General features: G+C 34.1%; 25 protein-coding genes and 1 tRNA gene. 19 read left to right on the forward strand and 7 right to left on the reverse strand.

Annotated elements, in window-relative coordinates; translation table 11 throughout:
* Positions 1-4: 4 nt before the first annotated feature.
* Complete coding sequence (gene uvrB / locus A2530_RS07390) at positions 5-1,978, reverse strand: excinuclease ABC subunit UvrB (protein ID WP_294884692.1); 1,974 nt, start codon at positions 1,976-1,978, stop codon at positions 5-7.
* 137 nt (positions 1,979-2,115) lie between these two features.
* On the opposite strand from uvrB, the gene proB reads away from it, so the two are divergent.
* Entirely contained in the window at positions 2,116-2,889 is a 774-nt protein-coding gene (proB, locus tag A2530_RS07395; RefSeq protein WP_294884691.1) for a glutamate 5-kinase, read from the forward strand.
* 21 nt (positions 2,890-2,910) lie between these two features.
* On the opposite strand, the gene A2530_RS07400 is transcribed toward proB, so the two are convergent.
* Together A2530_RS07400 and A2530_RS07405 are read right to left on the reverse strand one after the other, a co-directional pair.
* The gene (locus A2530_RS07400; protein ID WP_294884689.1) at positions 2,911-3,306 is read right to left on the reverse strand and encodes an ester cyclase; all 396 of its coding nucleotides are present in this window, start codon (positions 3,304-3,306) and stop codon (positions 2,911-2,913) included.
* Entirely contained in the window at positions 3,306-3,548 is a 243-nt protein-coding gene (locus tag A2530_RS07405) for a hypothetical protein (protein ID WP_294884688.1), read from the reverse strand. The genes A2530_RS07400 and A2530_RS07405 overlap by 1 nt, the downstream gene beginning before the upstream one ends.
* 232 nt (positions 3,549-3,780) lie before the next feature.
* Between A2530_RS07405 and A2530_RS07410 the strand changes: the two genes are divergently transcribed.
* The 4 genes from A2530_RS07410 to A2530_RS07425 are packed head-to-tail and all read left to right on the forward strand — an operon-like array spanning position 3,781 to position 6,323.
* Positions 3,781-4,203, forward strand: coding sequence for a RimK/LysX family protein (locus A2530_RS07410; protein ID WP_294884686.1), 423 nt, complete (start codon positions 3,781-3,783; stop codon positions 4,201-4,203).
* 13 nt (positions 4,204-4,216) lie between these two features.
* Positions 4,217-5,149 (forward strand): 30S ribosomal protein S6--L-glutamate ligase, encoded by a 933-nt coding sequence (gene rimK, locus A2530_RS07415; protein WP_294884684.1) that lies wholly within the window; start codon positions 4,217-4,219, stop codon positions 5,147-5,149.
* Positions 5,146-5,289 carry a hypothetical protein gene (locus A2530_RS07420; protein ID WP_294884683.1) on the forward strand — a complete coding sequence of 48 codons (144 nt, stop codon included), beginning with the start codon at positions 5,146-5,148 and terminating at the stop codon, positions 5,287-5,289. Before rimK ends, A2530_RS07420 begins: the two co-directional genes overlap by 4 nt.
* 2 nt (positions 5,290-5,291) lie before the next feature.
* Positions 5,292-6,323 carry a peptidase M42 gene (locus A2530_RS07425; RefSeq protein ID WP_294885147.1) on the forward strand — a complete coding sequence of 344 codons (1,032 nt, stop codon included), beginning with the start codon at positions 5,292-5,294 and terminating at the stop codon, positions 6,321-6,323.
* 79 nt (positions 6,324-6,402) lie between these two features.
* On the opposite strand, the gene A2530_RS07430 is transcribed toward A2530_RS07425, so the two are convergent.
* On the reverse strand, positions 6,403-6,534 hold the full coding sequence (locus A2530_RS07430) for a hypothetical protein (RefSeq protein ID WP_294884681.1): 132 nt from the start codon (positions 6,532-6,534) through the stop codon (positions 6,403-6,405).
* Between the two features lie 197 nt (positions 6,535-6,731).
* On the opposite strand from A2530_RS07430, the gene A2530_RS07435 reads away from it, so the two are divergent.
* Genes A2530_RS07435 through A2530_RS07455 form a run of 5 tightly spaced genes read left to right on the forward strand, consistent with a single transcriptional unit; the run spans position 6,732 to position 11,898 of the window.
* A complete protein-coding gene (locus tag A2530_RS07435) occupies positions 6,732-7,910 on the forward strand; it encodes a TolC family protein (protein WP_294884679.1) in 1,179 nt (392 codons plus the stop codon).
* Positions 7,911-7,918: 8 nt separating this feature from the next.
* Positions 7,919-9,133, forward strand: a complete 1,215-nt coding sequence (locus A2530_RS07440; protein ID WP_294884677.1) for an efflux RND transporter periplasmic adaptor subunit — start codon at positions 7,919-7,921, stop codon at positions 9,131-9,133.
* Positions 9,130-9,810 carry an ABC transporter ATP-binding protein gene (locus A2530_RS07445; protein ID WP_294884675.1) on the forward strand — a complete coding sequence of 227 codons (681 nt, stop codon included), beginning with the start codon at positions 9,130-9,132 and terminating at the stop codon, positions 9,808-9,810. The genes A2530_RS07440 and A2530_RS07445 overlap by 4 nt, the downstream gene beginning before the upstream one ends.
* Positions 9,800-11,008, forward strand: coding sequence for an ABC transporter permease (locus A2530_RS07450; protein ID WP_294884673.1), 1,209 nt, complete (start codon positions 9,800-9,802; stop codon positions 11,006-11,008). The genes A2530_RS07445 and A2530_RS07450 overlap by 11 nt, the downstream gene beginning before the upstream one ends.
* Complete coding sequence (locus tag A2530_RS07455) at positions 11,008-11,898, forward strand: radical SAM/SPASM domain-containing protein (protein WP_294884672.1); 891 nt, start codon at positions 11,008-11,010, stop codon at positions 11,896-11,898. Before A2530_RS07450 ends, A2530_RS07455 begins: the two co-directional genes overlap by 1 nt.
* On the opposite strand, the gene A2530_RS07460 is transcribed toward A2530_RS07455, so the two are convergent.
* Positions 11,880-14,087 (reverse strand): EAL domain-containing protein, encoded by a 2,208-nt coding sequence (locus A2530_RS07460; protein WP_294884670.1) that lies wholly within the window; start codon positions 14,085-14,087, stop codon positions 11,880-11,882. The two genes, A2530_RS07455 and A2530_RS07460, sit on opposite strands and share 19 nt — an antisense overlap.
* Positions 14,088-14,306: 219 nt before the next feature.
* Here A2530_RS07460 and A2530_RS07465 point away from each other — a divergent pair, with 219 nt between their 5' ends.
* The 3 genes from A2530_RS07465 to A2530_RS07475 all read left to right on the forward strand — a co-directional run bounded on the left by A2530_RS07465 (position 14,307) and on the right by A2530_RS07475 (position 14,899).
* Positions 14,307-14,534 carry a hypothetical protein gene (locus tag A2530_RS07465; RefSeq protein ID WP_294884668.1) on the forward strand — a complete coding sequence of 76 codons (228 nt, stop codon included), beginning with the start codon at positions 14,307-14,309 and terminating at the stop codon, positions 14,532-14,534.
* A gap of 3 nt (positions 14,535-14,537) precedes the next feature.
* A complete protein-coding gene (locus tag A2530_RS07470; RefSeq protein WP_294884667.1) occupies positions 14,538-14,756 on the forward strand; it encodes a hypothetical protein in 219 nt (72 codons plus the stop codon).
* 66 nt (positions 14,757-14,822) lie between these two features.
* A tRNA-Arg gene (locus A2530_RS07475) sits at positions 14,823-14,899 on the forward strand.
* A gap of 190 nt (positions 14,900-15,089) precedes the next feature.
* On the opposite strand, the gene A2530_RS07480 is transcribed toward A2530_RS07475, so the two are convergent.
* The gene (locus A2530_RS07480) at positions 15,090-15,446 is read right to left on the reverse strand and encodes a cupin domain-containing protein (protein WP_294884665.1); all 357 of its coding nucleotides are present in this window, start codon (positions 15,444-15,446) and stop codon (positions 15,090-15,092) included.
* Between the two features lie 68 nt (positions 15,447-15,514).
* Here A2530_RS07480 and cysK point away from each other — a divergent pair, with 68 nt between their 5' ends.
* Genes cysK through A2530_RS07495 form a run of 3 tightly spaced genes read left to right on the forward strand, consistent with a single transcriptional unit; the run spans position 15,515 to position 17,482 of the window.
* Positions 15,515-16,438: a cysteine synthase A gene (cysK, locus tag A2530_RS07485; protein ID WP_294884664.1), complete on the forward strand. Its 924-nt coding sequence runs from the start codon at positions 15,515-15,517 to the stop codon at positions 16,436-16,438.
* Positions 16,431-17,030 carry an aminotransferase class IV family protein gene (locus tag A2530_RS07490; protein ID WP_294884663.1) on the forward strand — a complete coding sequence of 200 codons (600 nt, stop codon included), beginning with the start codon at positions 16,431-16,433 and terminating at the stop codon, positions 17,028-17,030. Before cysK ends, A2530_RS07490 begins: the two co-directional genes overlap by 8 nt.
* Positions 17,024-17,482 carry a hypothetical protein gene (locus tag A2530_RS07495; RefSeq protein WP_294884662.1) on the forward strand — a complete coding sequence of 153 codons (459 nt, stop codon included), beginning with the start codon at positions 17,024-17,026 and terminating at the stop codon, positions 17,480-17,482. Before A2530_RS07490 ends, A2530_RS07495 begins: the two co-directional genes overlap by 7 nt.
* 17 nt (positions 17,483-17,499) lie before the next feature.
* On the opposite strand, the gene A2530_RS07500 is transcribed toward A2530_RS07495, so the two are convergent.
* Positions 17,500-18,402, reverse strand: coding sequence for a LysR family transcriptional regulator (locus A2530_RS07500; protein ID WP_294884661.1), 903 nt, complete (start codon positions 18,400-18,402; stop codon positions 17,500-17,502).
* A gap of 129 nt (positions 18,403-18,531) precedes the next feature.
* Here A2530_RS07500 and A2530_RS07505 point away from each other — a divergent pair, with 129 nt between their 5' ends.
* Genes A2530_RS07505 through csrA form a run of 3 tightly spaced genes read left to right on the forward strand, consistent with a single transcriptional unit; the run spans position 18,532 to position 21,622 of the window.
* Positions 18,532-20,580: an ATP-dependent helicase gene (locus tag A2530_RS07505; protein ID WP_294884660.1), complete on the forward strand. Its 2,049-nt coding sequence runs from the start codon at positions 18,532-18,534 to the stop codon at positions 20,578-20,580.
* Positions 20,577-21,398 (forward strand): tRNA pseudouridine(55) synthase TruB, encoded by an 822-nt coding sequence (truB, locus tag A2530_RS07510; protein ID WP_294884658.1) that lies wholly within the window; start codon positions 20,577-20,579, stop codon positions 21,396-21,398. Before A2530_RS07505 ends, truB begins: the two co-directional genes overlap by 4 nt.
* A complete protein-coding gene (gene csrA / locus A2530_RS07515; protein WP_294884656.1) occupies positions 21,392-21,622 on the forward strand; it encodes a carbon storage regulator CsrA in 231 nt (76 codons plus the stop codon). Before truB ends, csrA begins: the two co-directional genes overlap by 7 nt.
* Positions 21,623-21,625 lie beyond the last annotated feature (3 nt).

Raw genomic sequence — 21,625 nt, forward strand, 5'->3', positions numbered from 1 at the left:
CTCCCTAAAGTTTTTTAATTTTTGTTATCTCGTCACGAAGTCTTGCAGCCTCTTCAAAGTTTAACTCATTAGCGGCAGCCTTCATTTTAAGAGATAGCTCTTTTATCATGGCTTTTCTCTCCGATGGCGGTATTTTATCCATTTTTTTATTCTTTTGGTAAATACCGCCGTAATCTTCCACTTTTAGATTTTCATCAAGTTTGCGGATAGTAGTTGTCGGCGTAATGTTGTTTTTCTCGTTAAATGTTTTTTGTCTCTCTCTTCTTGCGTTTGTAACATCGATTGCTCTTTGCATTGAACCTGTAATTTTATTTGCATATAAAATTACTCTGCCATTAGAGTTTCTAGCCCCTCGACCGATTGTCTGAATAAGAGCAGTCTCACTTCTTAAAAATCCCTCTTTATCTGCGTCTAAAATTGCTACAAGACTGACTTCGGGCAAATCAAGCCCTTCACGAAGAAGATTTATTCCGATAAGAACATCAAACTCTCCAAGGCGCAGAGAACGGATTATCTGATTTCTCTCTATAGTGTCTATATCCGAGTGCATATATTGTACTTTTATGCCCAAATCTGCCAGATATTTCGTGAGTGCTTCCGCCATTTTTTTTGTAAGAACCGTTATAAGAACTCGTTCATTTTTTACGATAATTTTTTTTATCTCATCATGTATATCTTCTACCTGATTATCGGAGCTTTTTATCTCTAAAATCGGGTCTAAAAGCCCAGTTGGACGGATAATCTGCTTTGCACAAACGTTGGAGAGTTCAAGTTCATATTTTGAAGGTGTAGCGGAAACAAATAGATAGTGCGGAGCTTTATTGATGTACTCATCTATCATCAATGGTCTGTTATCGAGCGCACTAGGCAGACGAAAGCCGTACTCTACCAAAACCTCTTTTCTGGCTCTATCCCCCGCATACATTCCGCGGTACTGAGGAAGTGATACATGTGATTCATCTACGATTACTAGATACTCTTTGTGATGAAGCTCAAAATAGTCCAAAAGCGTATATGGAGCTTCTCCTGGTTTTTTGTTTGTCAGAAGTCTTGAATAGTTCTCTATTCCTTTGCACATTCCCGTAGTTTGAAGCATTTCCAAATCAAACTCAACTCTTTGTTTAAGACGCTGATACTCTACAAGCTTACCTTCTTTTTGAAAGTATGCAAGCCTATCATCAAGCTCCTCTTCTATGCGTTTAATTGCTACCGACATCTTCTCTTGTGTTACGCTAAACTGCGAGGTTGCATAAATTGTAAATTTTTTATGCTCTTCAAGGCGTTTATTGTCTATGATATCAAAGGTATAAATAGCCTCAATCTCATCGCCGAAAAACTCTATTCGGATAGCTTCTTGCTCAAAATAGGGCGGATAGATATCCAAACTCTCCCCGTTTACGCGGATATGACCACTGTCAAAGTAGGTGTCATTACGACTATAGCCCATCTCAACTAGTCTGTGAAGAAGTTTTTTTTGTGAAATCTCATCGCCTGTCTCTACAACCTGAACCATCTTTTCGTACTCTTGCGGATCTCCTAAACCGTAGTTTGCAGAAACGGAAGCCACGACTATAACATCATCGTAACTTAGCAGATTAGCGGTTGAGGAGAGTCTTAGACGTTCAAGTTCGTCATTGATTGAGCTGTCTTTTTCTATAAATAAATCTTGACGGGGTATATAAGCTTCAGGCTGGTAGTAGTCGTAATAGCTTACAAAGTACTCTACATGATTATTTGGAAAAAATTGACGAAATTCACTGTATAACTGAGCAGCCAAAGTTTTGTTGTGCGTCATAATGATTGTTGGCATCTGCACTTTTTCTATAACGCTTGCCATAGTGTAAGTTTTGCCGCTTCCAGTAACTCCTTCGAGAGCTTGATAACGGTTGCCTTTTAATATGGAATCACTTAAGGTTTTTATGGCTGTAGGCTGATCGCCGGCTGGAGAATAGGGTGAATGAACTTTAAATTTTGACATGCGCAATTATAGCTAATCTATCTTTTAATCTAAACATGTAATAAAAACTAAACCTTTAAGTAGATACAATAAGAGACGTTAAACTCTCATTACCTTAAAATAATATTTAATCAAAACTGAAAAATAAGGGAAAATTTATGAAAAGAATTGTGATAAAAGTCGGTACTGCCGTTCTAACGCAAAATAATAATATAGCAAAAGAGCGTATGTTAAATCTTGTAACACTTATTGCCATGCTTAAAAAAAAGTATGATGTTGTGTTGGTTACTTCCGGTGCAGTAGCCGCTGGATATTCAACACTAAAGCTTGACAAAAGAAAACAGATTGGCAAAAAAGCACTAGCTGCTGCCGGACAACCTATTTTAATGACTGCATATAAAAAGAAATTTGATATTTATAATATCCATACTGCGCAAATATTGTTGACGGAAGATGATTTTGATTCAAGGAAACGCACCAAAATGTTTCAAGAGATTATAAATGCCCACTTAGAAAACGGTATTTTGCCTATTGTTAATGAAAATGACATAACTTCAACACCTGAACAGCTATTTGGCGATAATGACCAGTTATCGGCTAACGTGGCATATTCCATAGATGCTGATTTATTGGTTATATTGAGCGATATTGACGGTTATTACGATAAAAATCCTCAAGAATTTAAAGATGCAAACATTTATAAAACTGTAAATGAACTACCGGCAAGTACATTGATAGACACCTCGACACCAAATAATGAGTTTGCGACAGGCGGTATAGTTACAAAACTAAAAGCTGCTGATTATTTGATTAAACGAGGCAAAAGAATGTTTTTATGTAATGGTTTTGACTTAAGTGCGGCAGAGTCTTTTCTTCTCAAAGACAAACATGTACTAGGAACTATTTTTGAGCCAAAAGCCAACAACATGTAAACAGTGTTGTTGACGTTAAGTTCATGAGTTGATTTGACTATATAAAGAGTATCTATCTCCGAGTACCTTTATATCAGTTATTTTTCCATCTTTTATAGTAAAAAAAGATGCGCCGGAATAGTTTATTCTATTGTTTGTAGGTTCATACTCAAAAAGTTTTCCTTTGTGAGTACCGCTGTAGGTAACATAAACAGCGACAAGAGAATCCTCAGCAACCACAATTTCCACAGCATGATATAGATTTGGAAATGCACCAAGTATAGTGTTTGCATAACCTTTAAATTGCTCAATACCGACTGTTTCTATTCCAATAGAGCCGTGAAAGTGAATATCATCACTGAAGATAATATTAGCAACATCAAATTTTTGCGAGTTCCACATCTCATAATATTTAGCTACAAGAGCCTTATTTGTCATTAATCGTAATCCTCTGAAAACTTATTTCTATGTGGAAATTTTTCTACATGTCCATAGTCATCATCATCCCAAGAATCATCTGATTCATTTTCAAGTATTCTTTCATACCCTAATTTACCAAGCTCATCATCAATCAACTCTTTTTCTATACCGTTTTTTTTAGCAAAATCCAATATATATTCGATATCTTTTTTCATAACTCCGCTCAATTCTAACAAGAACTCTAAATCTTTAAAAGTCATATTTGCCCTCTTAACAAATATACCCACATTTACGTGGATTAACTATGTTTTTACAAAACAATTTATTGGCACAAAAGCAACTATTACCCGAATCTAAATTTTTATTTAAACAAAATTATACTCATAAATAAAAAAAAATTTGCTAAAAATAATCTTAATATTATTTATATTTATTTAAAAAATTTTACTAATTTTATATGTTATAATTTATATAAAATATTGGATTTGTATTATGCTAAAAAAGAAAATAATTGGGTGTACGGAGGTTATATCAATCCCTGATTTACAGCTATATGATCTTGATGCAAAAGTAGATACCGGTGCAGATTCTAATGCTATTCATTGTGATGATATACATGTAGATAAAGAGGGTATCGTTCACTTTAAATTACTTGATGAAGTGCATACTGCATATCATGGAAAAAAAGTTAGCGTTCCTCTTTATCAGATGAAAAGAGTTAAAAGTTCAAACGGAAAAGTGCAGTTAAGACCTTCAATAAAAGTAAAAGTTAATTTTTTCGGTAAAGATTACATGACTGTAATATCTCTAACTGACCGCTCAGATATGAAGTACCCGATGCTCATAGGAAGAAAGTTTTTGGCAAATAAATTTTTAGTCGATGTTTCACAAGAATATCTTACAAAACAACTATAAAAAAGAGGCAAGAATGAGAGTTTATGTACTATCTAGAAATAAAGATTTATATTCGACAAAAAGATTAGTAGAATCTGCCGAAAAAAGAGGGTGGGAAGTAAGAGTTATTGATTATTTAAAATGCAGTATCGAGATTATGAAAGATGAGCTTAAAGTAAACTATCTCGGAAAAGAACTACCAACTCCTGATGCTATAATACCTAGAATAGGGGCAAGTAGAACCTTTTACGGCACAGCGATGGTAAGACACTTTGAGATGATGGACGTATTTAGTGCTACCGGTTCGTTGGCGATTAAAAGAAGCAGAGACAAATTAAGAAGCCTTCAAATATTATCTAAAAACGGGGTTGATATGCCAAAAACTGTTTTTGCATCAAACAAGTCTAGTGCAAAAGATGTTATAGCTCTTAGCGGAGGTGCTCCTTTGGTTCTTAAAATATTAGAAGGAACTCAAGGTGTCGGTGTAGTTTTGGTTGATAGCGAAAAAGCGGCAAAGTCGGTACTTGATGCATTTTACGGAATGGATGTTAACTTGCTTGTTCAAGAGTATATAGAAGAAGCAGGCGGAGCAGATATCAGAGTTTTTATAGTCGGCGGAGAGATTATCGGAGCTATGAAACGTCAAGGTGCGGAGGGTGATTTTAGATCAAACCTGCATCAAGGCGGAAGTGCAACGGCGCATAAGCTTACAAGAAGAGAAAAAGCGACAGCTCTCGCAGCTGCAAAAGCCATGGGTCTTGGAATCTGCGGAGTTGACATGATACCATCATCCAGAGGACCGCTTGTAATGGAAGTAAACTCTTCACCCGGATTAGAGGGAATTGAAAAATCAACAAAAATTGATATAGCCGGAAAAATAATGGACTATATTGCAAAAAATGTAAGCCCGAAATGTGAAATAAATCCTAAAAAAAGAAAACTAAAAAAAGACAGCATCGGAGCGTGAAAAAAAGAGTTAAAACATTACCGATTATTGTTTTTATAGATGAGCTTGAAGTTTTAGATAATAAAATTGAATATTTTAATGAAAATGTAGTCGAGATAAGTGAACTTTTTGAACTAATTTGTGAGGAGATAATAGAGTGAATATGGAACTCTTTTACGATATATTAAAACAACTTATCCGCATTCCCAGCGTAGTCGGTGCCGAGCACCCTTTTTTTATGTTTATAAAAAGAGAACTAGAAGAACTTGGTGTGACTGTTGAGTATTATGACGGTGTACTTGTAGCAAAAGGAAGCGAACCTCAAAGCGGATATATTTCTGCTCATACCGACAGACATGGGCTTATATGTACAGGACATAATGAGTTTCAATACGCCGCTTTTATCGCAAAAAATAAAGCCGACTTAACAGGCGATTCAAACTCAGAACAACTTTTACACAACTTTACCGCAAGATTTGTTGATGAAAAAGTTCAAGCCTATCAACCGTGGTCAGGAACCTATCTTGGTCTAGGCTCGATTAAAGACGCTTATCTCTGCCAAAGAAGAAATAATATTATCTTTAAAATAGATGGTTTTGACTACCTTTTACCTGGAACTCCCATAGCATTTACCGATAAACTAGAAATTAAAGATGATTTAATCTCTGCACAATTAGACAATGTAATAAGCATAGCAATTATTATCTACATGTACAGTATCGGTTATCAAGGAACGGCTTTTTTTACGGCATCTGAAGAAGCGGGAAGAAGTTGGAGGTTTTTACTGGAGTGGTTTAGAAGATTTGACATAAAAACTAATGAACTTCTTGTCCTTGATACAAGTCCCTATCCGACTTTAGACGAGATTAAAAATATAGATATAGTACTAAGACATAGAGATTCAAATGCCGTATTTAGATCCCCTCTTAAAAATAAAATAAAAAAAATAGCCGTAAAAGAAGGGATAAAATATAGTTTTAAAGATACCTATTTAAAAGATAAAATGCTTAAAAACGGCAATAAAGTATCTTTGGGTACAACCGAGCTTGGAAGGCTTATACATGCATCAAAAGGTGAAATTCAAGGAACAACCTTGCAAATACCGACAATCGGTTACCACACTGTGCATGAGACGACAACAAAAAATGCAGTTGAGAGTATGATTACTATTTTAAAAAAGGTGTATGTGAAGTAGAGAATAACTTGATGAATGTCACTAAAACAGGTCAAATTCACCTGTTTTAGAAGGAGAAATAAAATTTACAGATATTTAATTAATAAATTTCTGTGTTTGGGTGATTTGGCTTGCTAATTGGAGTCTTAGTCTCTTTAGTATCGTAATGTACTATGTCGTCAGCTTGGAGAGCACCTAATGTCAATGTGATTGCTAAAATGATTTTTTTCATTTTGTTTCCTTTGGTAAGAACGCATTACGCTCTAAATTTTTAAATCGGAGTAATTTTATCTGATTTAACTTTTACTTTTCTTACTGCTTTATAATTATTTATTTGATTTAAGTTTTTATTAATATATCTCTTATAGCGTAGTGTAAAATAATTTTGAGCAAAATAGATGTATACTACTGAAAAACTAAGGTCACTTTTTGAAAAAAATTATTTATCTGCTTCTCTTTTTAGGCTTTGGCTATGCAAACGAACTTCCTCTTAGTGAAGAAAAAATTGAGCTTTTAAAATTAAAGCGACAAAAAATTTCACAAGATATCGATTTTCAAAAAAACAGCTGGATTTCTCCATTGATACTGCAAGCTTCACTAAATAACTCTAAAGATACACTCGGCAACGATAGCCGAACAAGCAGTGCGGGTATAAGCTGGAGTCAAGATGTTTTTAGAAGCGGAGGGATACTTTATAGTATAGAAAATGCCGAGGCTTTAGGCAGAACAAATCTGTTTGGTATAGATATTGAAGAAGCAAATTATTTAAAGCAGTTTTACACACTTTTATCTAAGATAAAAAGAGATACTCTAAAACTGCAACAGAGTGAACTTGTACTTAAAAACCGTGATATTGATCTTCTTATTATAAAAGAAAAATACAAAGTAGGAAGTGCAGATATAACAGAGTTAAATCGCGCAGGAATTGATAAAAAGCACTCTTTGAGCGATCTTATCGCCGCAAAAAATCTTCTTCAAAATGAGATGCACGAGATTAAACAACTTGTAAGCAATGATAAAGATATAGACCAAATTATATTGCCCGATATTGACCTTATCTCAAAATCGCAGTACCTAAATCATCATCTTGAACTTTTAAAATATGAAGCAAAAGGGGAAAGTGACAATGCCGCATTAAAAACTACCCGCTCTTCTTATTTACCAAAACTTACACTAAACGCCTCTTATAGTTACAATGACAACACAAGCGACACATATGATTATAACGGCGATAATTATCGCTACGGCGCTATGTTAAGTATGCCGCTAGATATTAACTACAAAAGTGCTGTAGAGTCTGATTATTTGCAGATGCTACAAACCAAAACAACATATTTAGACCGCAAAGTTGAATTAGAGCAAGAGTATGAGATGCGAATTGATACAATTGCAAGTTATGAGGAAAAAATTGAAGTAACGAATGACATGTTAAAACTATATAACGAGCTTTACGGTTTTACAAAGAGTCAGGTAGATGCAGGGTATAAGTCTTCATTTGAGCTGGAGTCTTTAAAAAACTCCGTTGATATCGAAGAGTTAGAAAAAGAGATGCAGCATTACAATATATTAATAGAAAAAATTTCACTCTATTTTGACGTGAAACACTAGGAGAATAGATGCAAGAGATGCAAAAAATTACGGCTTATAAAAGCACTACATGGAAACTAAAAATTGTTTTTATACTATTAGTACTTAGTGTCGGTATTGGAGCATATCTGTTTTTTATGCAAAAAGAAAAAGAGAGCGACTACAAATATATTACCCAGCCTCTAGCTAAAGATACTCTTATCCTCACGGTTTTTGCAACCGGTTATTTAGAGCCGCTAGAGCGTATAGATGTAGGAACGGAAGTCTCCGGAACTATTAAAGAGGTTTATGTTGATTATAATGATTTGGTTAAAAAAGGTCAGATTATTGCAAGACTGGATAAAACAAAATATCAAAGTCTCGTTGATAAAGCAAGTGCCTCTCTAAGTGCGGCGGAAGCATCTTTGCAAAATGCAAAAGCACAACTAAGTAAAGAAGAAGCAACTATTGAGCGTAATAAAAGTTTAAGAAATTCTACAAAAGGCGTTTTGCCTTCCCAAAAAGATTGGGAGAGCGATTTGGCAAATTACTTAGCGGCAAAAGCTCAAGTCTCAAATGCATCAGCTCAGGTAAACCAGTCAAAACAATCACTAGTTTCTGCAAATTACGACCTTGAGAGAACTACTATCTATTCGCCTGTTGAAGGTATCGTTTTGGTACGTAAAGTAGATCCGGGACAAACGGTAGCAGCCTCTTTTCAAACACCGGTACTATTTACTATTGCTAAAGATTTGACGAAAATGGAGCTTCAAGTAAGTATTGACGAAGCAGATATTGCAAAGATAAAAGAGGGGCAAATAGCGACATTTAGCGTAGATGCCTATCCTGAGAAAACCTTTAATGCAGTTATAAAAAAGATACGCGTTAATTCTGAAATTCAAGACGGAGTAGTAACTTACAAAACTATTATGGACGTTGAGAATAACGACATGTTGTTAAAACCGGGAATGAGCGTCGATGCAGATATCACTACAAAAACAATCAAAGATAACTTTGTTATATCAAGAGCGGCGCTAGTTTATACTCCAATTGAACCAAAAACAAAAAAGAGTTTATCGCTATTTGGAAGTACTAAAAACAGTAGTAAAGTTGACCAAAAACCTCATATCTGGATTTTAGAAAATGATGAGGCAAAAAAAGTTTATGTCAAGATTTTAGGAAGTAGCGGTTCTAAGGTTGCAATTGCTTCAAATGAGCTAAAAATAGACGATTTTATTATTCTTGCTCAGGAAAAAAAGAAGTGATTAAACTTACAAATATTTCCAAAATATACGGCGACGGCGAAGCTGCAACCGAGGTTTTAAAGGGGATAAATCTTGAAATAAAAGATGGCGAATTTGTAGCTATAATGGGACCAAGCGGAAGCGGCAAATCAACGCTATTAAATATATTAGGCGCACTTGACGTCTCAAGCAGCGGAAGTTACGAATTTTTCGGCACAGATATGACAAATTTGTCAAAAGAGCAGCGTGCACTATTTAGACGTAATGTTTTGGGCTTTGTTTTTCAAGGATTTAATCTCTCAAAAAAAACATCTGCATTAGAAAATGTAGAGATGCCTCTTATATATAAGGGAGTAAATGCGAGTGAGCGCAAAGCAAGAGCAACTAAAGCGCTTCGTAGCGTAGGTCTTGAATCACATATAAACCATGAACCAAGCCAACTCTCAGGCGGTCAGCAACAACGCGTTGCGATTGCTAGAGCAATCGTTACAGAGCCTAAAATTTTGATAGTGGATGAGCCAACAGGAAATCTTGATACAAAACGCGGACATGAGATAATGGAGCTTATCGGTGATTTTAATAAAAAGGGTATTACTGTAATTATGGTTACGCATGAAGAGGATATTGCAGCTTATGCTTCAAGAACAATCTATCTTCGTGACGGCATAATCGAGAAGGATTTTTTACATGTTGCTTAGTGCTTTTTTACAAGCCTTACGTGAAATTCGTAGAAACATGATGCGCTCGATTCTTACGGCAATAGGCATTGTCATAGGAATAGCATCCGTTATTGCTATGGTAAATATAGGCAAAGGTGCAAGTGAGTCTATCACTAAAAGTGTCAGCCGCTTAGGAAGCAATACTCTTCATATAATGCAGGGACAAAGCTATAAGCCCGGAGAAGCACATGTATCTATACCTTTTAATATAAGAGATATCGAAGTTCTTAAGTCTTCTATTTTTACTCTTGAAGCTATTAGCCCGATTTCAACCTCGACTATGGGTGTTTTATACAAAGACAAAAATTATCAAACAAGCATTACAGGGGTCAATAACGACTATTTTAAGGTGCAAAATTGGAACCTTAAAGAGGGAAGCTATTTTGAAAAAGATGAGATAAGAACAGGCAAAAATGTCTGCATTTTGGGAAATACGATAGTTGAAAATCTCTTTAGCGACAAAACGTCCATTCTTGGAGAAAAGATACGTATAAAGAACTTTACATGTGAGATAATAGGCGTTCTTGAACCAAAAGGAGCAAATGCGTTTGGAAGAGATCAAGACGATGTCGTAATTTTGCCTATAAAAACTTTTGGGCGTCGCATTGCCGGAAATAAGAACGTCTCGATGATTACGGCTTCAGTAAAAGAGAATTTTCCGCTAGAACAGGCAAAATCACAAATAAGATATATTTTAAGAGAGCAACGAAATCTAAAAGAGAGCGATGATGATAACTTTAGGATACATAGCATGACATCTCTTATAGATACAATCAGTGAGATAACATCCATGCTTACCGTAATGTTAGGAGCGGTAGCTGCTATCTCTCTTGTAGTGGGCGGAATCGGCATTATGAACATTATGCTTGTCTCTGTAACCGAGAGAACAAGGGAGATAGGTATTAGAATGGCGATAGGGGCAATGCCAAAAGATATACTTGTGCAGTTTATCATAGAAGCAATAGTGCTCTCCGGTATAGGCGGAGTTATAGGAGTAATTACGGGTATTGCAATTACGATAGGAGTAGCAAAAAGTATCGATATAATAATGATTATTGACCCTTTAATAACGGTAGTCGCACTTATATTCTCTATGCTTATCGGCATTATTTTTGGAATTATTCCGGCAAAAAAAGCGGCAAATATGAACCCGATAGATGCGCTAAGGTATGAATAGTGCATTTTAACCGTGTCAATATTGAGATAACAAATATCTGTGGCCTTGCATGTAGTTTTTGTCCGCCGAAAGTAAATGCTTCTAAGACTATGCCGCTTGATTTGTTTGAAAAAATTTTAATTCAGCTTCGCCATTACACAAAAGTTCTTGCTTTTCACGTCATGGGAGACCCGCTAACTCTTTCAAATTTACAAGATTATCTTGATATCGCAGATAGATACGGATTTGAAGTAGAACTTACCACAAGCGGATATTATCTAGGCAGAATAAAAGTAAAAACGCTTTTTCATAAAGCGGTGCGTCAGCTCAATATCTCTTTAAACAGTTACAATAAAAACAGTCTAAATATGCCTTTTAGCGAATATATAAAAAATGTGTTAGATACATGTTTACACAAAATAAAAGATTATCCCAAACCTTTTATAAATCTGCGTCTTTGGAATCTTGATGATAAACAAAGCGAAGCAGAGTATAACGAGCTTTTGTTTGAGAGATTAAACTCTTTTTTTAACACCGAGCTTGAAACTAAAGAGATATATAAAGATAAAATAAAATCAATTCGTCTTGCCCCAAAAGTGTTGCTGAATTTTGATAGCTATTTTGAGTGGCCGTCTCTAAACTCATCACATGAAAGCGATGCTACATGTTATGGACTAAAATCGCACATTGGCATACTTGCAAATGCAACAGTCGTACCTTGTTGTCTTGATGGAGACGGAGTTATAGCATTGGGAAATCTAAATGATGAAACGCTAGAAGATATACTAAACTCAAAAAGAGCACAAGAGATGATAGAGGGGTTTAGGAATTCAAAAGCGGTTGAAGAGCTTTGCAAAAAGTGCAGTTACAAAGATAAGTTTAAAAAGACTTATCAGGTATTAAGCCCGTAAAACTCTGCACTTTTGGGTTTTCCGTATTCATAACCTTGAACAAAGTCAATACCAAGTTCTTTTACATGTTTTGCTATCTCTTTAGAGCTGACAAACTCGGCTATCGTTTGTATATTTGTCTCTTTTGCAAAATTTATTAAAGATTTAGCCATAATTTCTACATTCTTATCTATGCTTAAATGTTCTATTATAGTTCCGTCAAGTTTTAAAAAGTCGGTATGTAGTTTTATAATATTTGTAAAGTTTGAGTATCCGCTGCCAAAATCGTCAATTGCAATCTTACATCCGTAACCTTTTACAAAAAGAATAAACTCTCCAAGAAGATCATAATCCTCTATATCTTCAGATTCTACTATTTCAAAAGTTATCCTCTCTCCGCCGTATAAATCAAGACGATTTGTAATATACGCAACAAGAGTAGGAGAACTTATATTTTCATAGGTTAAGTTTATGGCAATATCTACGGAGTTTTTAGAATAGATATCAAATACTTTGCCTAGCATTTGCCTAGTGAAATATTCCCAAGTTTTATCTTCTTTTGCAGCTTCTAAAAACATATATGGAGATAATACATTACCATCTTCGTCAATCAATCTTGCAAGTGCTTCATATTTGACAATTTTTTCTGTTTTTATATCTACAATAGGTTGGAAATATGGAACAATTCTATCGTTCTCCAATGCTTCTTTATAAATATTTAACTTCTCTAATGTACTTTGCTTCATCTCTTTTATATTTGATTCAGTTTTGTATATATAAAACCCTTTTGTGGTTTTAGCAGCTTTTTGAAGAGCCAAATTTGCCATATTTAAAACTTTTTCTCTTCCGTAAGCTATTCCGATTGTGTAATTGACGGCTATTTTGCATTTTGTATCTTTGTAATATACATCACAAACCGTATTTTGCAAAATTGCATACTCCATTAATGAGAGATACTTCTCAAATTGACTCTCCTTAGTTATCAAAAATGCAAATTCATTAATGTTTAGCCTAAATAAAAACGTATCCTGATCTAAAATAACTCTTCTTAAGTCTTTAGATTTTTCTATTAATAGTTCATCTAATAACTCCGCTTCATATTGCTCTTTTAAGTAACTAAAATCATTTATAGACACTATCATAAGCATTGAGTCGTTTTTTACTCTTTTTATCGCTTTATACAGCTCTATTCTATCGGGCAACTTAGTCAGTTTATCAATATTGCAGTACTCATTTTTATCTATCTTATTTTTATAAAAAATAACTCTGTTCCTACCCTCTCTTTTAGCATCATATAAATTCCGTTCAACTATATTATAAATTTCATCTGTACTTAAAGATTGCGTAGAATCTGTAAAATTAATAACTCCAAATGATGCAGTAATAAAATCTGAAACTTTGTTTCTTGCATGAGTTATTTTTAAGCTTTCAATACTCTTTCTTATACTATCGACATATAAAAAAACATCGTCATCACTCATGTGTGAAGTAATAATTGCAAACTCTTCCCCACCTATTCTAAAAACAAAATCATTTCCTCTTCCTGCCGATAACATTAACTGCTTTGCAACTATTTTTAAAATATCATCTCCCGCTTGATGACCGTAAAAATCATTATACTGCTTAAAATAGTCTATATCAGCCATAATAAGACAAAAATTGACTCCCTTTCTTTTTGCGCGTTCCATCTCTCTTGATAAAATATCAGAAAAATGTCGTCTGTTATATAGTCCGGTAAGCATATCCGTAATAGACAACTCTTCAACTTTTTTTCTATCGGTAATGTCCTCTTTAACAGCACTGTAACCTATTTTAACACCATTTTCATCGTAAAGGGGCTCTATTACCGCTTTTACCCAAAAAAGTGTCCCGTCTTTCTTGAGATTTTGAAACTCTCCTCTCCAAGGTATATCTTTTGAAATGTTTTCCCATAAATCTTTTATTAAATTTTTATCACTGCTTACATGTTTTAATACTCTGTGATTTTTACCAAGCAATTCATCTTCTTTATAACCTGTAATATTTAAATATGCTTTGGTTATACGTGTTATATTCCCTTTTAAATCAGAGTATGAGAGAAGTACATGTTTATCGATTATTTGATCTATTCTTTTAAACTCATAAAGTTGTTTTTTTGTTTTCTCATCATTACATGTAGGCTCAACACTATCTTTTTTTGTCGATATCGTTAAATCTTTTAAGCTTTTCATTCCTAAACCTTCTTATGAAAAATAGAACAATGGGTGGGGATTATAACCACTTTTTTTTATAAAATAAATTATTATTTAATATTAAGTTTAACCTACCGGTATAAGTTTATCAAGAGGTCATTATAAGCATATGTTAAAAGTGCTAAAAAAAGCAATAGCTAAATATCCTGCATTAAATTATGATAGAATTATGTTTACATAATATAAATAGGATTGTTTATGCATAATCAAACAACTTTGGCAAAATTGAATGATAAAGTATCAAGTATCGTTGAGCAGTATAGTGTTTTTAGGGAAGAAAATGAGGCTCTTCGTATAGAGTTGATTAAGTTAAAAGCAGAGAGTGAAATAAAAAATCAAGAGATGGAAAAACTGATAGAACAAAATGCTATTAAAGATTCTGAAATAGAAGCTATAGTTGAAAAATTAGAAAGTATAATGGTTTAATTGATGAGTAAGAGGCTTGGTTTAAATATAGGCGGTCGTCGTTTTGATGTTGATGTTGATGATGCATTTGCCTCTTTTCTTGAAAAACAGATGAGAAAAGATTTTAATATGGACGGCAATAACGATTTGAAGTTGTTGCTTCAAGCATATGTGCGTAAAAATCATGATTTGTTTTTGCAAGAACAAAAGATAGAAGAAATTACAAAAAAATTAGAAATTTAATAATAGATTTTATTATTGTATAAGTTAAGAGTGATATAATTTCATTCTCTTTAATAGAGATGGTGTGCGCTCGTAGCTCAGCTGGATAGAGCACTGGTTTGCGGTACCAGCGGTCACATGTTCGAATCATGTCGGGCGCACCATACAACTTCAAGATTATTTCCCACACAAATATATTCTGAATACTTTTTCTTGTATCAAGCAAATATGTAATTTGTTATACCCAATTTGATCTATCTAAAGTAATTTATTTCATAAAGTTTAAGAGAATACCCTACAAACAGCACCTGCAATTGTGGTGATGTTTGTTACTACACAATATCAGGTTTAAAATCAATCAATAATAGTAATACAGTCTTCGCCTTTTGGTATTAAACATAAAAAACTGTATGCCTCGTCTCCTACAGTTTTATAACTATGAGAAACACCCGCAGGAATCAACAAAATATCACCTGCCTTAGCTTCAATAATTTCATCTCCTATTTGAACACTCGCATATCCCGATAAAACATATTGTTCATGCTCAACACTGTTTGTATGCAACGGCATATGTCCTCCTGCATCGATTATAAAATTACGCATTGCAAAATTTGGAGATTCTTCCATAGAGAGAAGCATTTTCATAGAGACACCTTTACCTGCTTTTTGAGGTGCGGCTTCTATTGAATTGATTTGTTTATGTAGATACATTATAGCCTCTTATAATATTTTTTTTGGTAGGATATCATAAAATTGTTTGATTTATTTGGAGAATATTTATGAAAATTGCAAAAAATATAACAGAGCTAATAGGAAATACGCCATTAATTAGGCTAAATACGGCATCTGAAATAACTGGTACGAATATAATCGCAAAATGCGAGTTTATGAATCCTACAAGTTCTGTTAAAGATAGAATAGGTTTCAATATGATTAGACGAGCGATGGAAGCTGGTAAAATAACTCAAACAACGACTATAATAGAGCCTACAAGCGGAAATACAGGAGTGGCATTGGCAGCCAACTGTGCTGCACTTGGTTTAAATCTGGTTTTAACTATGCCGGAATCTATGAGTATGGAGAGAAGAAAACTGCTAAAAGCATTTGGAGCAGAACTTGTTCTAACTCCTGCTATAGAGGGTATGCGTGGTGCAATAAAAAAAGCGGATGAATTAAATATTGAAATAGAAGACTCTATAGTTTTGCAGCAGTTTAAAAACAAATCAAATCCGGAAATTCACATGTTAACGACAGCTAGGGAAATTTTAAGAGATACGGATAAAAAAGTAGATGCATTTATCGCCGCGGTTGGAACAGGCGGAACTCTTAGCGGAACGGCAAAAGTGCTAAAAGAGGAGATATCAAATATTGCTATATTTGCCGTTGAACCTGAATCATCCGCCGTTCTCTCAGGGGGACCGGCAGGTCCGCATGCTATTCAGGGGATAGGTGCGGGATTTATACCTGATATTTTAGATACGACAATTTACGGCGAAGTAATAAAAGTAAGCAATGAAAATGCTATAAAAACTGCAAGAATGTTAGCTAAAAAAGAGGGTCTTCTTGTAGGCATATCTGCAGGAGCAAACGTATATGCAACAATGATGGTAGCCTCAAGAGAAGAGTTTAAAGGTAAAACACTTCTGACTATTCTTTGTGATACAGGTGAGAGATATTTAAGTACAGACCTCTTTAGTGTGTAAGATTTTTTTAGAAACCATTAGAGCTGAAGATGGAGAGGTTTTTCATATCTCTTATCATCAAAAGAGGTATGAGAGCGTCTTAAAAAAGTTTGGAGTAAAAGAGGTTCAAAATTTAAGCCTATATTTAAACCCTCCGAAAAACGGTATGTATAGATGTCGTTTAACTTATGATTTATCCAAAGAACCTCACCAAATAGATGTAACCTACTATAAGTATATAAAAAGAGATATAGCTTCACTGAAATTGCTTTATGATGATAATATAGAGTATTCGTTAAAATCTACATGTAGAGAGGAGCTTGATAAACTATTTGCAAAAAGAGGTGAATGTGATGATGTCCTTATAATTAAAAACTCTTTTATAACAGACACAAGCATAGCAAATATCGCTTTTTATGATTTACAAAGATGGATTACTCCCGCTTTGCCTCTTTTAAAGGGAACAACAAGACAGAGACTTTTGGAAGAGGGTAAAATATTTGAAAAAAAGATACATGTAGATGAGTTGAAAAATTTTTCTAACGTTGCTCTTATGAATGCGATGATAGATTTTGATATAATTACAAAAAATATAAAGGATTTTTTTTGCTAGATTATGTAATAGAAGATAAAGATTTTGCGAGAATTATGCAAAAAAATATACAAAATTTAATAATTCATTTATTTGAAAAAGATCAAAGTTTCGGTATTTTATGTAAAATTGAGCATATTACTTTTGAACCGTCTCTTCCGGAGATTATAAGATCAGAGTTTAGACCGATGACACTTTTTTTTCTAGCGGGTTATACATTTGATACGGCAAGTATCATAGGAGAAAATCTTGTTTTTGAAGCGGGTTTTGGAACTGATAATTTCGGCAGTATAGTTACTGTTCCGCTTTTAAGCATTATGCAGGTTATTGTTGATGAGACGCCTCTGCTTATAAATTTAGCTAATTACAAAAAAGATATTAAAAGTATCAAGAAAGTAGATGATGGAGGTGTTGAAAATTCAATGGCATCATTTTTATCAAACCCTGAAAATTCAAAATTTTTAAAAAAATAAAGTATAAATTATTTAATTTATACTTTATTTAAAGATAGTAGATAGTTAACTACATTATCTACAAAAGCATCATGCTTTCTCTCTTTTGAGTAGGCTATATAGAAACTTCTCTCTATTTTATAATTTTTTAGTCTTGCTTCAAAAAGTCTGCCATCAGCTAGTTCAGCTGCAATTACATGTCTTGACATTACAGAAACTACAGGTCTCTCGCTGTTAGCATCAGCATGTAAAATAGACTCTTTTATAGCAGTTGGACTGCCAAGAATTCCAAGAACATGAAAGTTATTGCATTGAACACCCATCTCGTCAAAAACTTCACTTGTCAATTTTCTAGTATGTGAGTGCTCATCTCTGCATATCCAGTTAAATCCCATTAAATCTTCTGCCGTTAAATGTTTTTTTAGAGGTTGGTTTGAAAATACTACAAGCTCATCTAAAACCCACTCTCTGTATATAATACCATCTCTAAATACAGGAGACTCTATAAGTGCAACATCAATTTTTTTATCTTCTAATTGGTCAATGATTTCACTGGATTGCCCGACATTCATGTAAACATTATTATTAATTCTTTTTTTGATTTCACCAAGATAATTAGGTAAAATATAGTTTCCTATAGCATTTGACGAACCCATAATAAACGTAAAATCTTTGTTTATAATTTTTAAAAGCTCTTTTTCGCTGTTTGTTATTGCCTTTTCAAGTCTAAGAGCGATTCTAAAAAGGTCTTCACCCTCTTTTGTTAGTAGTATTCCGTTCTTTTTTCTCTCAACTATTCTTGTATCAAGGTAATCTTCGATAAACTTAATCTGCTGAGTAACTGCCGGCTGAGATATGCCAAGTTTTGCTGATGCCTTTGAAAAACTTTTCTCTTTAATAACCATCAGAAAAGTTTGTAGTTTTGCAAAATCTTTTAACATAATAATTCCTATAAGTTTAAATAATAAGCAAAAGTATAACTCAATATTATAATTAATGCAATAGTTCTGTAATAATTTATAACTTTTTGGCTATAATAATTTAAACCAATGTGAGTAATGGCAGAGATTATGGAAAAAATATTTAGTAAATTAAACAATTCGCAAGCCGATGCCGTAAGGCAGACGGAAGGTCCCGTTCTTATATTGGCGGGTGCCGGAAGCGGAAAAACAACGACAATCGTCTCTAGGCTTGCCTATCTTATAGAAGGGGTAGGTATTCCTGCTTCAAATACTCTGACACTAACTTTTACGAATAAGGCTGCCAAAGAGATGAGAGACCGTGCATCTTTGATGATGCAAAACCCTGCTTATCCTCCGCTTCTTTGTACTTTTCATAAGTTTGGATTGCTTTTTTTAAAATTTAATATACACCTTTTAAATAGAGAAAATAATTTTGTTGTAATAGATACCGATGATAAAAAACGTATTATTAAAAAAATAAACAGTGAAATACCTACGCAGCTAATTGCCAGTGAAATATCAAGGTATAAAAGCTCACTATTAAGTCCTGATGATGCATATAAACAAGCAGAAATTTTTAATTATCAGCAGATAGCAAAAGTTTATGAAGAGTATGAAACTTATCTTTTAGAAAATAATCTTGTTGACTTTGACGATTTAATAGCGCTTACATACAAACTTTTGGATGAAAATCCACAACTAGCTTATGCTACATCCCAAAAGTATCGATATGTAATGGTGGATGAATATCAAGATACAAACGAGTTGCAGTTAAAACTATTGCAAAAGCTCTGTACGACACATAATAATATATGTGTCGTAGGAGATGATGACCAGAGCATATACGGCTGGCGTGGTGCGCATATTAGAAATATTATGGAGTTTGATCAGGATTTTAAAGATACGGCTGTCTTTAAACTTGAGGAAAACTACCGTTCTCGCGACCCCATTCTTAAAGTCGCAAACTCGCTAATAGAACACAATCGCTCACGACTTGGGAAAAAGCTTATCTCTACGCGCGGAGGTGGTGAAGATATAACTATTTTAAACTCCTCTGATGAGAATGAAGAAGCTAGAAAAATTGCTTCAAAAATTACAAAACTTTTAGATTCAGGAGTAAAAGCTGAAAATATAGCGGTACTTTATCGCGTAAATGTTTTAAGCCGCTCCATCGAAGAAGGACTTAACCGCGCTGGCATAGCGTACAAACTTGTCGGAGGACTACGATTTTACGACAGAGCAGAGATAAAAGACCTCATTAGCTACATCAGGGTTATTACAAATTTTAACGATGATTTTTCGTTTAAACGCATAATAAATAAGCCAAAAAGAGGTTTAGGCAAAGCAAGTGTAGATAAAATAGAACTTGCAGCCCATGCAAACGAGAGTTCAATATTTGAGTATATTAAAAAGACTCCTTTAGCTGATTTGGAGTCTTTAGTTAAAAACAAAAATGCAAAGACGCTTAAAAAGTTTATAAAAGATATTCAGAGTGTAGCAAAAGTAGTAACAGAATCTACGTACAATTTTATAGATGTTTTAGAAGAGACTTTTCGTCTAAAAGATATCTATACGGGCATGCCTGATGAGGCAGATAGAGTTTTAAATATGGATGAGTTTTACGGTCTTTTTCGTGATTTTGTAAAAAATTCTCCGGAGTCCTCTTTAGATGAGTTTTTAAATGAGCTTACTCTGCAGAGTGAGCAAGACCAAGTTGAAGGCGAGAGTATCTACATGATGAGTATTCATGCCTCAAAAGGTTTAGAGTTTGACCATATCTTTATTATCGGTTTAGAAGAGGGATTTTTGCCACTTGTGGGTGATGGGAGTGACCTTGAAGAGGAGAGACGTTTAGGGTACGTCTCTTTTACAAGAGCAAAAGAGACTTTGACTCTTTCACATGTAGAGAGCAGATTTTATAAAGGGCGAAGAAGCGATTTGCAAAAAAGCAGATTCTTCAATGAAGCAGGGCTTTGCGAAGGTTCGCTTATAGTCGAGAAAAATACGGCTTTTAAAAAAGGCGATTTGGTTAGACATAAAATTTTCGGTACCGGAAGAGTAAACGGGGTAAGCAAATCCGGAAGAGAATTTAAGCTAAGCATCAACTTTGCAGGTACAAAAAGAGATATATTGGCATCATTCGTTGAGAGACTATGAATAGACTTTTTGTTGCATATAAACCTACAGGTGTAAGTTCAAATTTTTTTCTAACTTCTCTTAAACGAAAATATAAGACAAAAAAAGCAGGTTTTTCCGGAACTCTTGACCCGTTTGCAAAGGGTGTGCTTATCATAGGAACGGGAAGTCATACAAAGCTGTTTCGCTTTTTAAATAAAACTCCAAAAAAGTATAGAGCGACTCTGTGGCTGGGTGCAAAATCAGATAGTTTAGACACTGAGCTGATTGAACATGTAGAAATTTTAAAAGAGTTTGATAAAGCTGATGTTTTAAATGCACTTAAATCACTAGAAGGAGAGCTTGAGTATGAGCCGCCGATTTTTAGTGCAAAGCAAATTAATGGACAAAGAGCCTATGATTTGGCTCGTGCAGGCAAAGAGTTTACTTTAAACAAGATAAATTCAACCATTTATGATATCTCGTTTATTAGTTACTGTCATCCGTTTGTAACATTTGAAGCTACTGTTTCCGAAGGAACTTATATTCGCTCTTTGGGGCTTATGATTGCAAAGAAGCTTGGAGTTACATTTGGAAGCCTTAGTTCTTTGGAGAGATTAAATGAAGGGCAGTTTGTATATAATGATGAAAAAGCATTGGATATCAAAAAATCTTTAAATATTGCACAAAATTTTTATCATGGGCAGACTGATAATTTAAAATATGGAAGAGTTCTTGCTTTAGATGAGTTAGAGATTAAAAAAAATGGGTATTATTGGCTTGATAGCGGCAGTTTTATCTCGATTATAAATATAGAAGACGCAGAAGTAAATTATGAATTAGGCAGGATTGAATGTTAGTACTATCTAGAAAAATAGATGAATCTATAGTTATCGGGGATAATATTACGATAAAAATTATCTCAATTGAAAAAGGGATTGTTAAAGTCGGAATTGATGCACCTAGAGATATCTCTATTGTTAGAAAAGAGTTGCTTGAAGATGTCAAATCTTCTAATATTGCAGCTTCTAAAGAGACAAAACCGGAAGATTTAACTCTGCTTAGCGCTATTATCAAAAAATAAGAG

Origin of the sequence: Sulfurimonas sp. RIFOXYD2_FULL_34_21 (assembly GCF_001830805.1) — a bacterium.
GTDB lineage: Bacteria > Campylobacterota > Campylobacteria > Campylobacterales > Sulfurimonadaceae > Sulfurimonas.

Coding starts and splice junctions, on each gene's coding strand:
- uvrB (WP_294884692.1), bottom strand. CDS start 1,978: ATGTCAAAATTTAAAGTTCATTCACCCTATTCTCCAGCCGGCGATCAG.
- proB (WP_294884691.1), top strand. CDS start 2,116: ATGAAAAGAATTGTGATAAAAGTCGGTACTGCCGTTCTAACGCAAAAT.
- A2530_RS07400 (WP_294884689.1), bottom strand. CDS start 3,306: ATGACAAATAAGGCTCTTGTAGCTAAATATTATGAGATGTGGAACTCG.
- A2530_RS07405 (WP_294884688.1), bottom strand. CDS start 3,548: ATGACTTTTAAAGATTTAGAGTTCTTGTTAGAATTGAGCGGAGTTATG.
- A2530_RS07410 (WP_294884686.1), top strand. CDS start 3,781: ATGCTAAAAAAGAAAATAATTGGGTGTACGGAGGTTATATCAATCCCT.
- rimK (WP_294884684.1), top strand. CDS start 4,217: ATGAGAGTTTATGTACTATCTAGAAATAAAGATTTATATTCGACAAAA.
- A2530_RS07425 (WP_294885147.1), top strand. CDS start 5,292: ATGGAACTCTTTTACGATATATTAAAACAACTTATCCGCATTCCCAGC.
- A2530_RS07430 (WP_294884681.1), bottom strand. CDS start 6,534: ATGAAAAAAATCATTTTAGCAATCACATTGACATTAGGTGCTCTCCAA.
- A2530_RS07440 (WP_294884677.1), top strand. CDS start 7,919: ATGCAAGAGATGCAAAAAATTACGGCTTATAAAAGCACTACATGGAAA.
- A2530_RS07450 (WP_294884673.1), top strand. CDS start 9,800: ATGTTGCTTAGTGCTTTTTTACAAGCCTTACGTGAAATTCGTAGAAAC.
- A2530_RS07460 (WP_294884670.1), bottom strand. CDS start 14,087: ATGAAAAGCTTAAAAGATTTAACGATATCGACAAAAAAAGATAGTGTT.
- A2530_RS07465 (WP_294884668.1), top strand. CDS start 14,307: ATGCATAATCAAACAACTTTGGCAAAATTGAATGATAAAGTATCAAGT.
- A2530_RS07470 (WP_294884667.1), top strand. CDS start 14,538: ATGAGTAAGAGGCTTGGTTTAAATATAGGCGGTCGTCGTTTTGATGTT.
- A2530_RS07480 (WP_294884665.1), bottom strand. CDS start 15,446: ATGTATCTACATAAACAAATCAATTCAATAGAAGCCGCACCTCAAAAA.
- cysK (WP_294884664.1), top strand. CDS start 15,515: ATGAAAATTGCAAAAAATATAACAGAGCTAATAGGAAATACGCCATTA.
- A2530_RS07500 (WP_294884661.1), bottom strand. CDS start 18,402: ATGTTAAAAGATTTTGCAAAACTACAAACTTTTCTGATGGTTATTAAA.
- A2530_RS07505 (WP_294884660.1), top strand. CDS start 18,532: ATGGAAAAAATATTTAGTAAATTAAACAATTCGCAAGCCGATGCCGTA.
- truB (WP_294884658.1), top strand. CDS start 20,577: ATGAATAGACTTTTTGTTGCATATAAACCTACAGGTGTAAGTTCAAAT.
- csrA (WP_294884656.1), top strand. CDS start 21,392: ATGTTAGTACTATCTAGAAAAATAGATGAATCTATAGTTATCGGGGAT.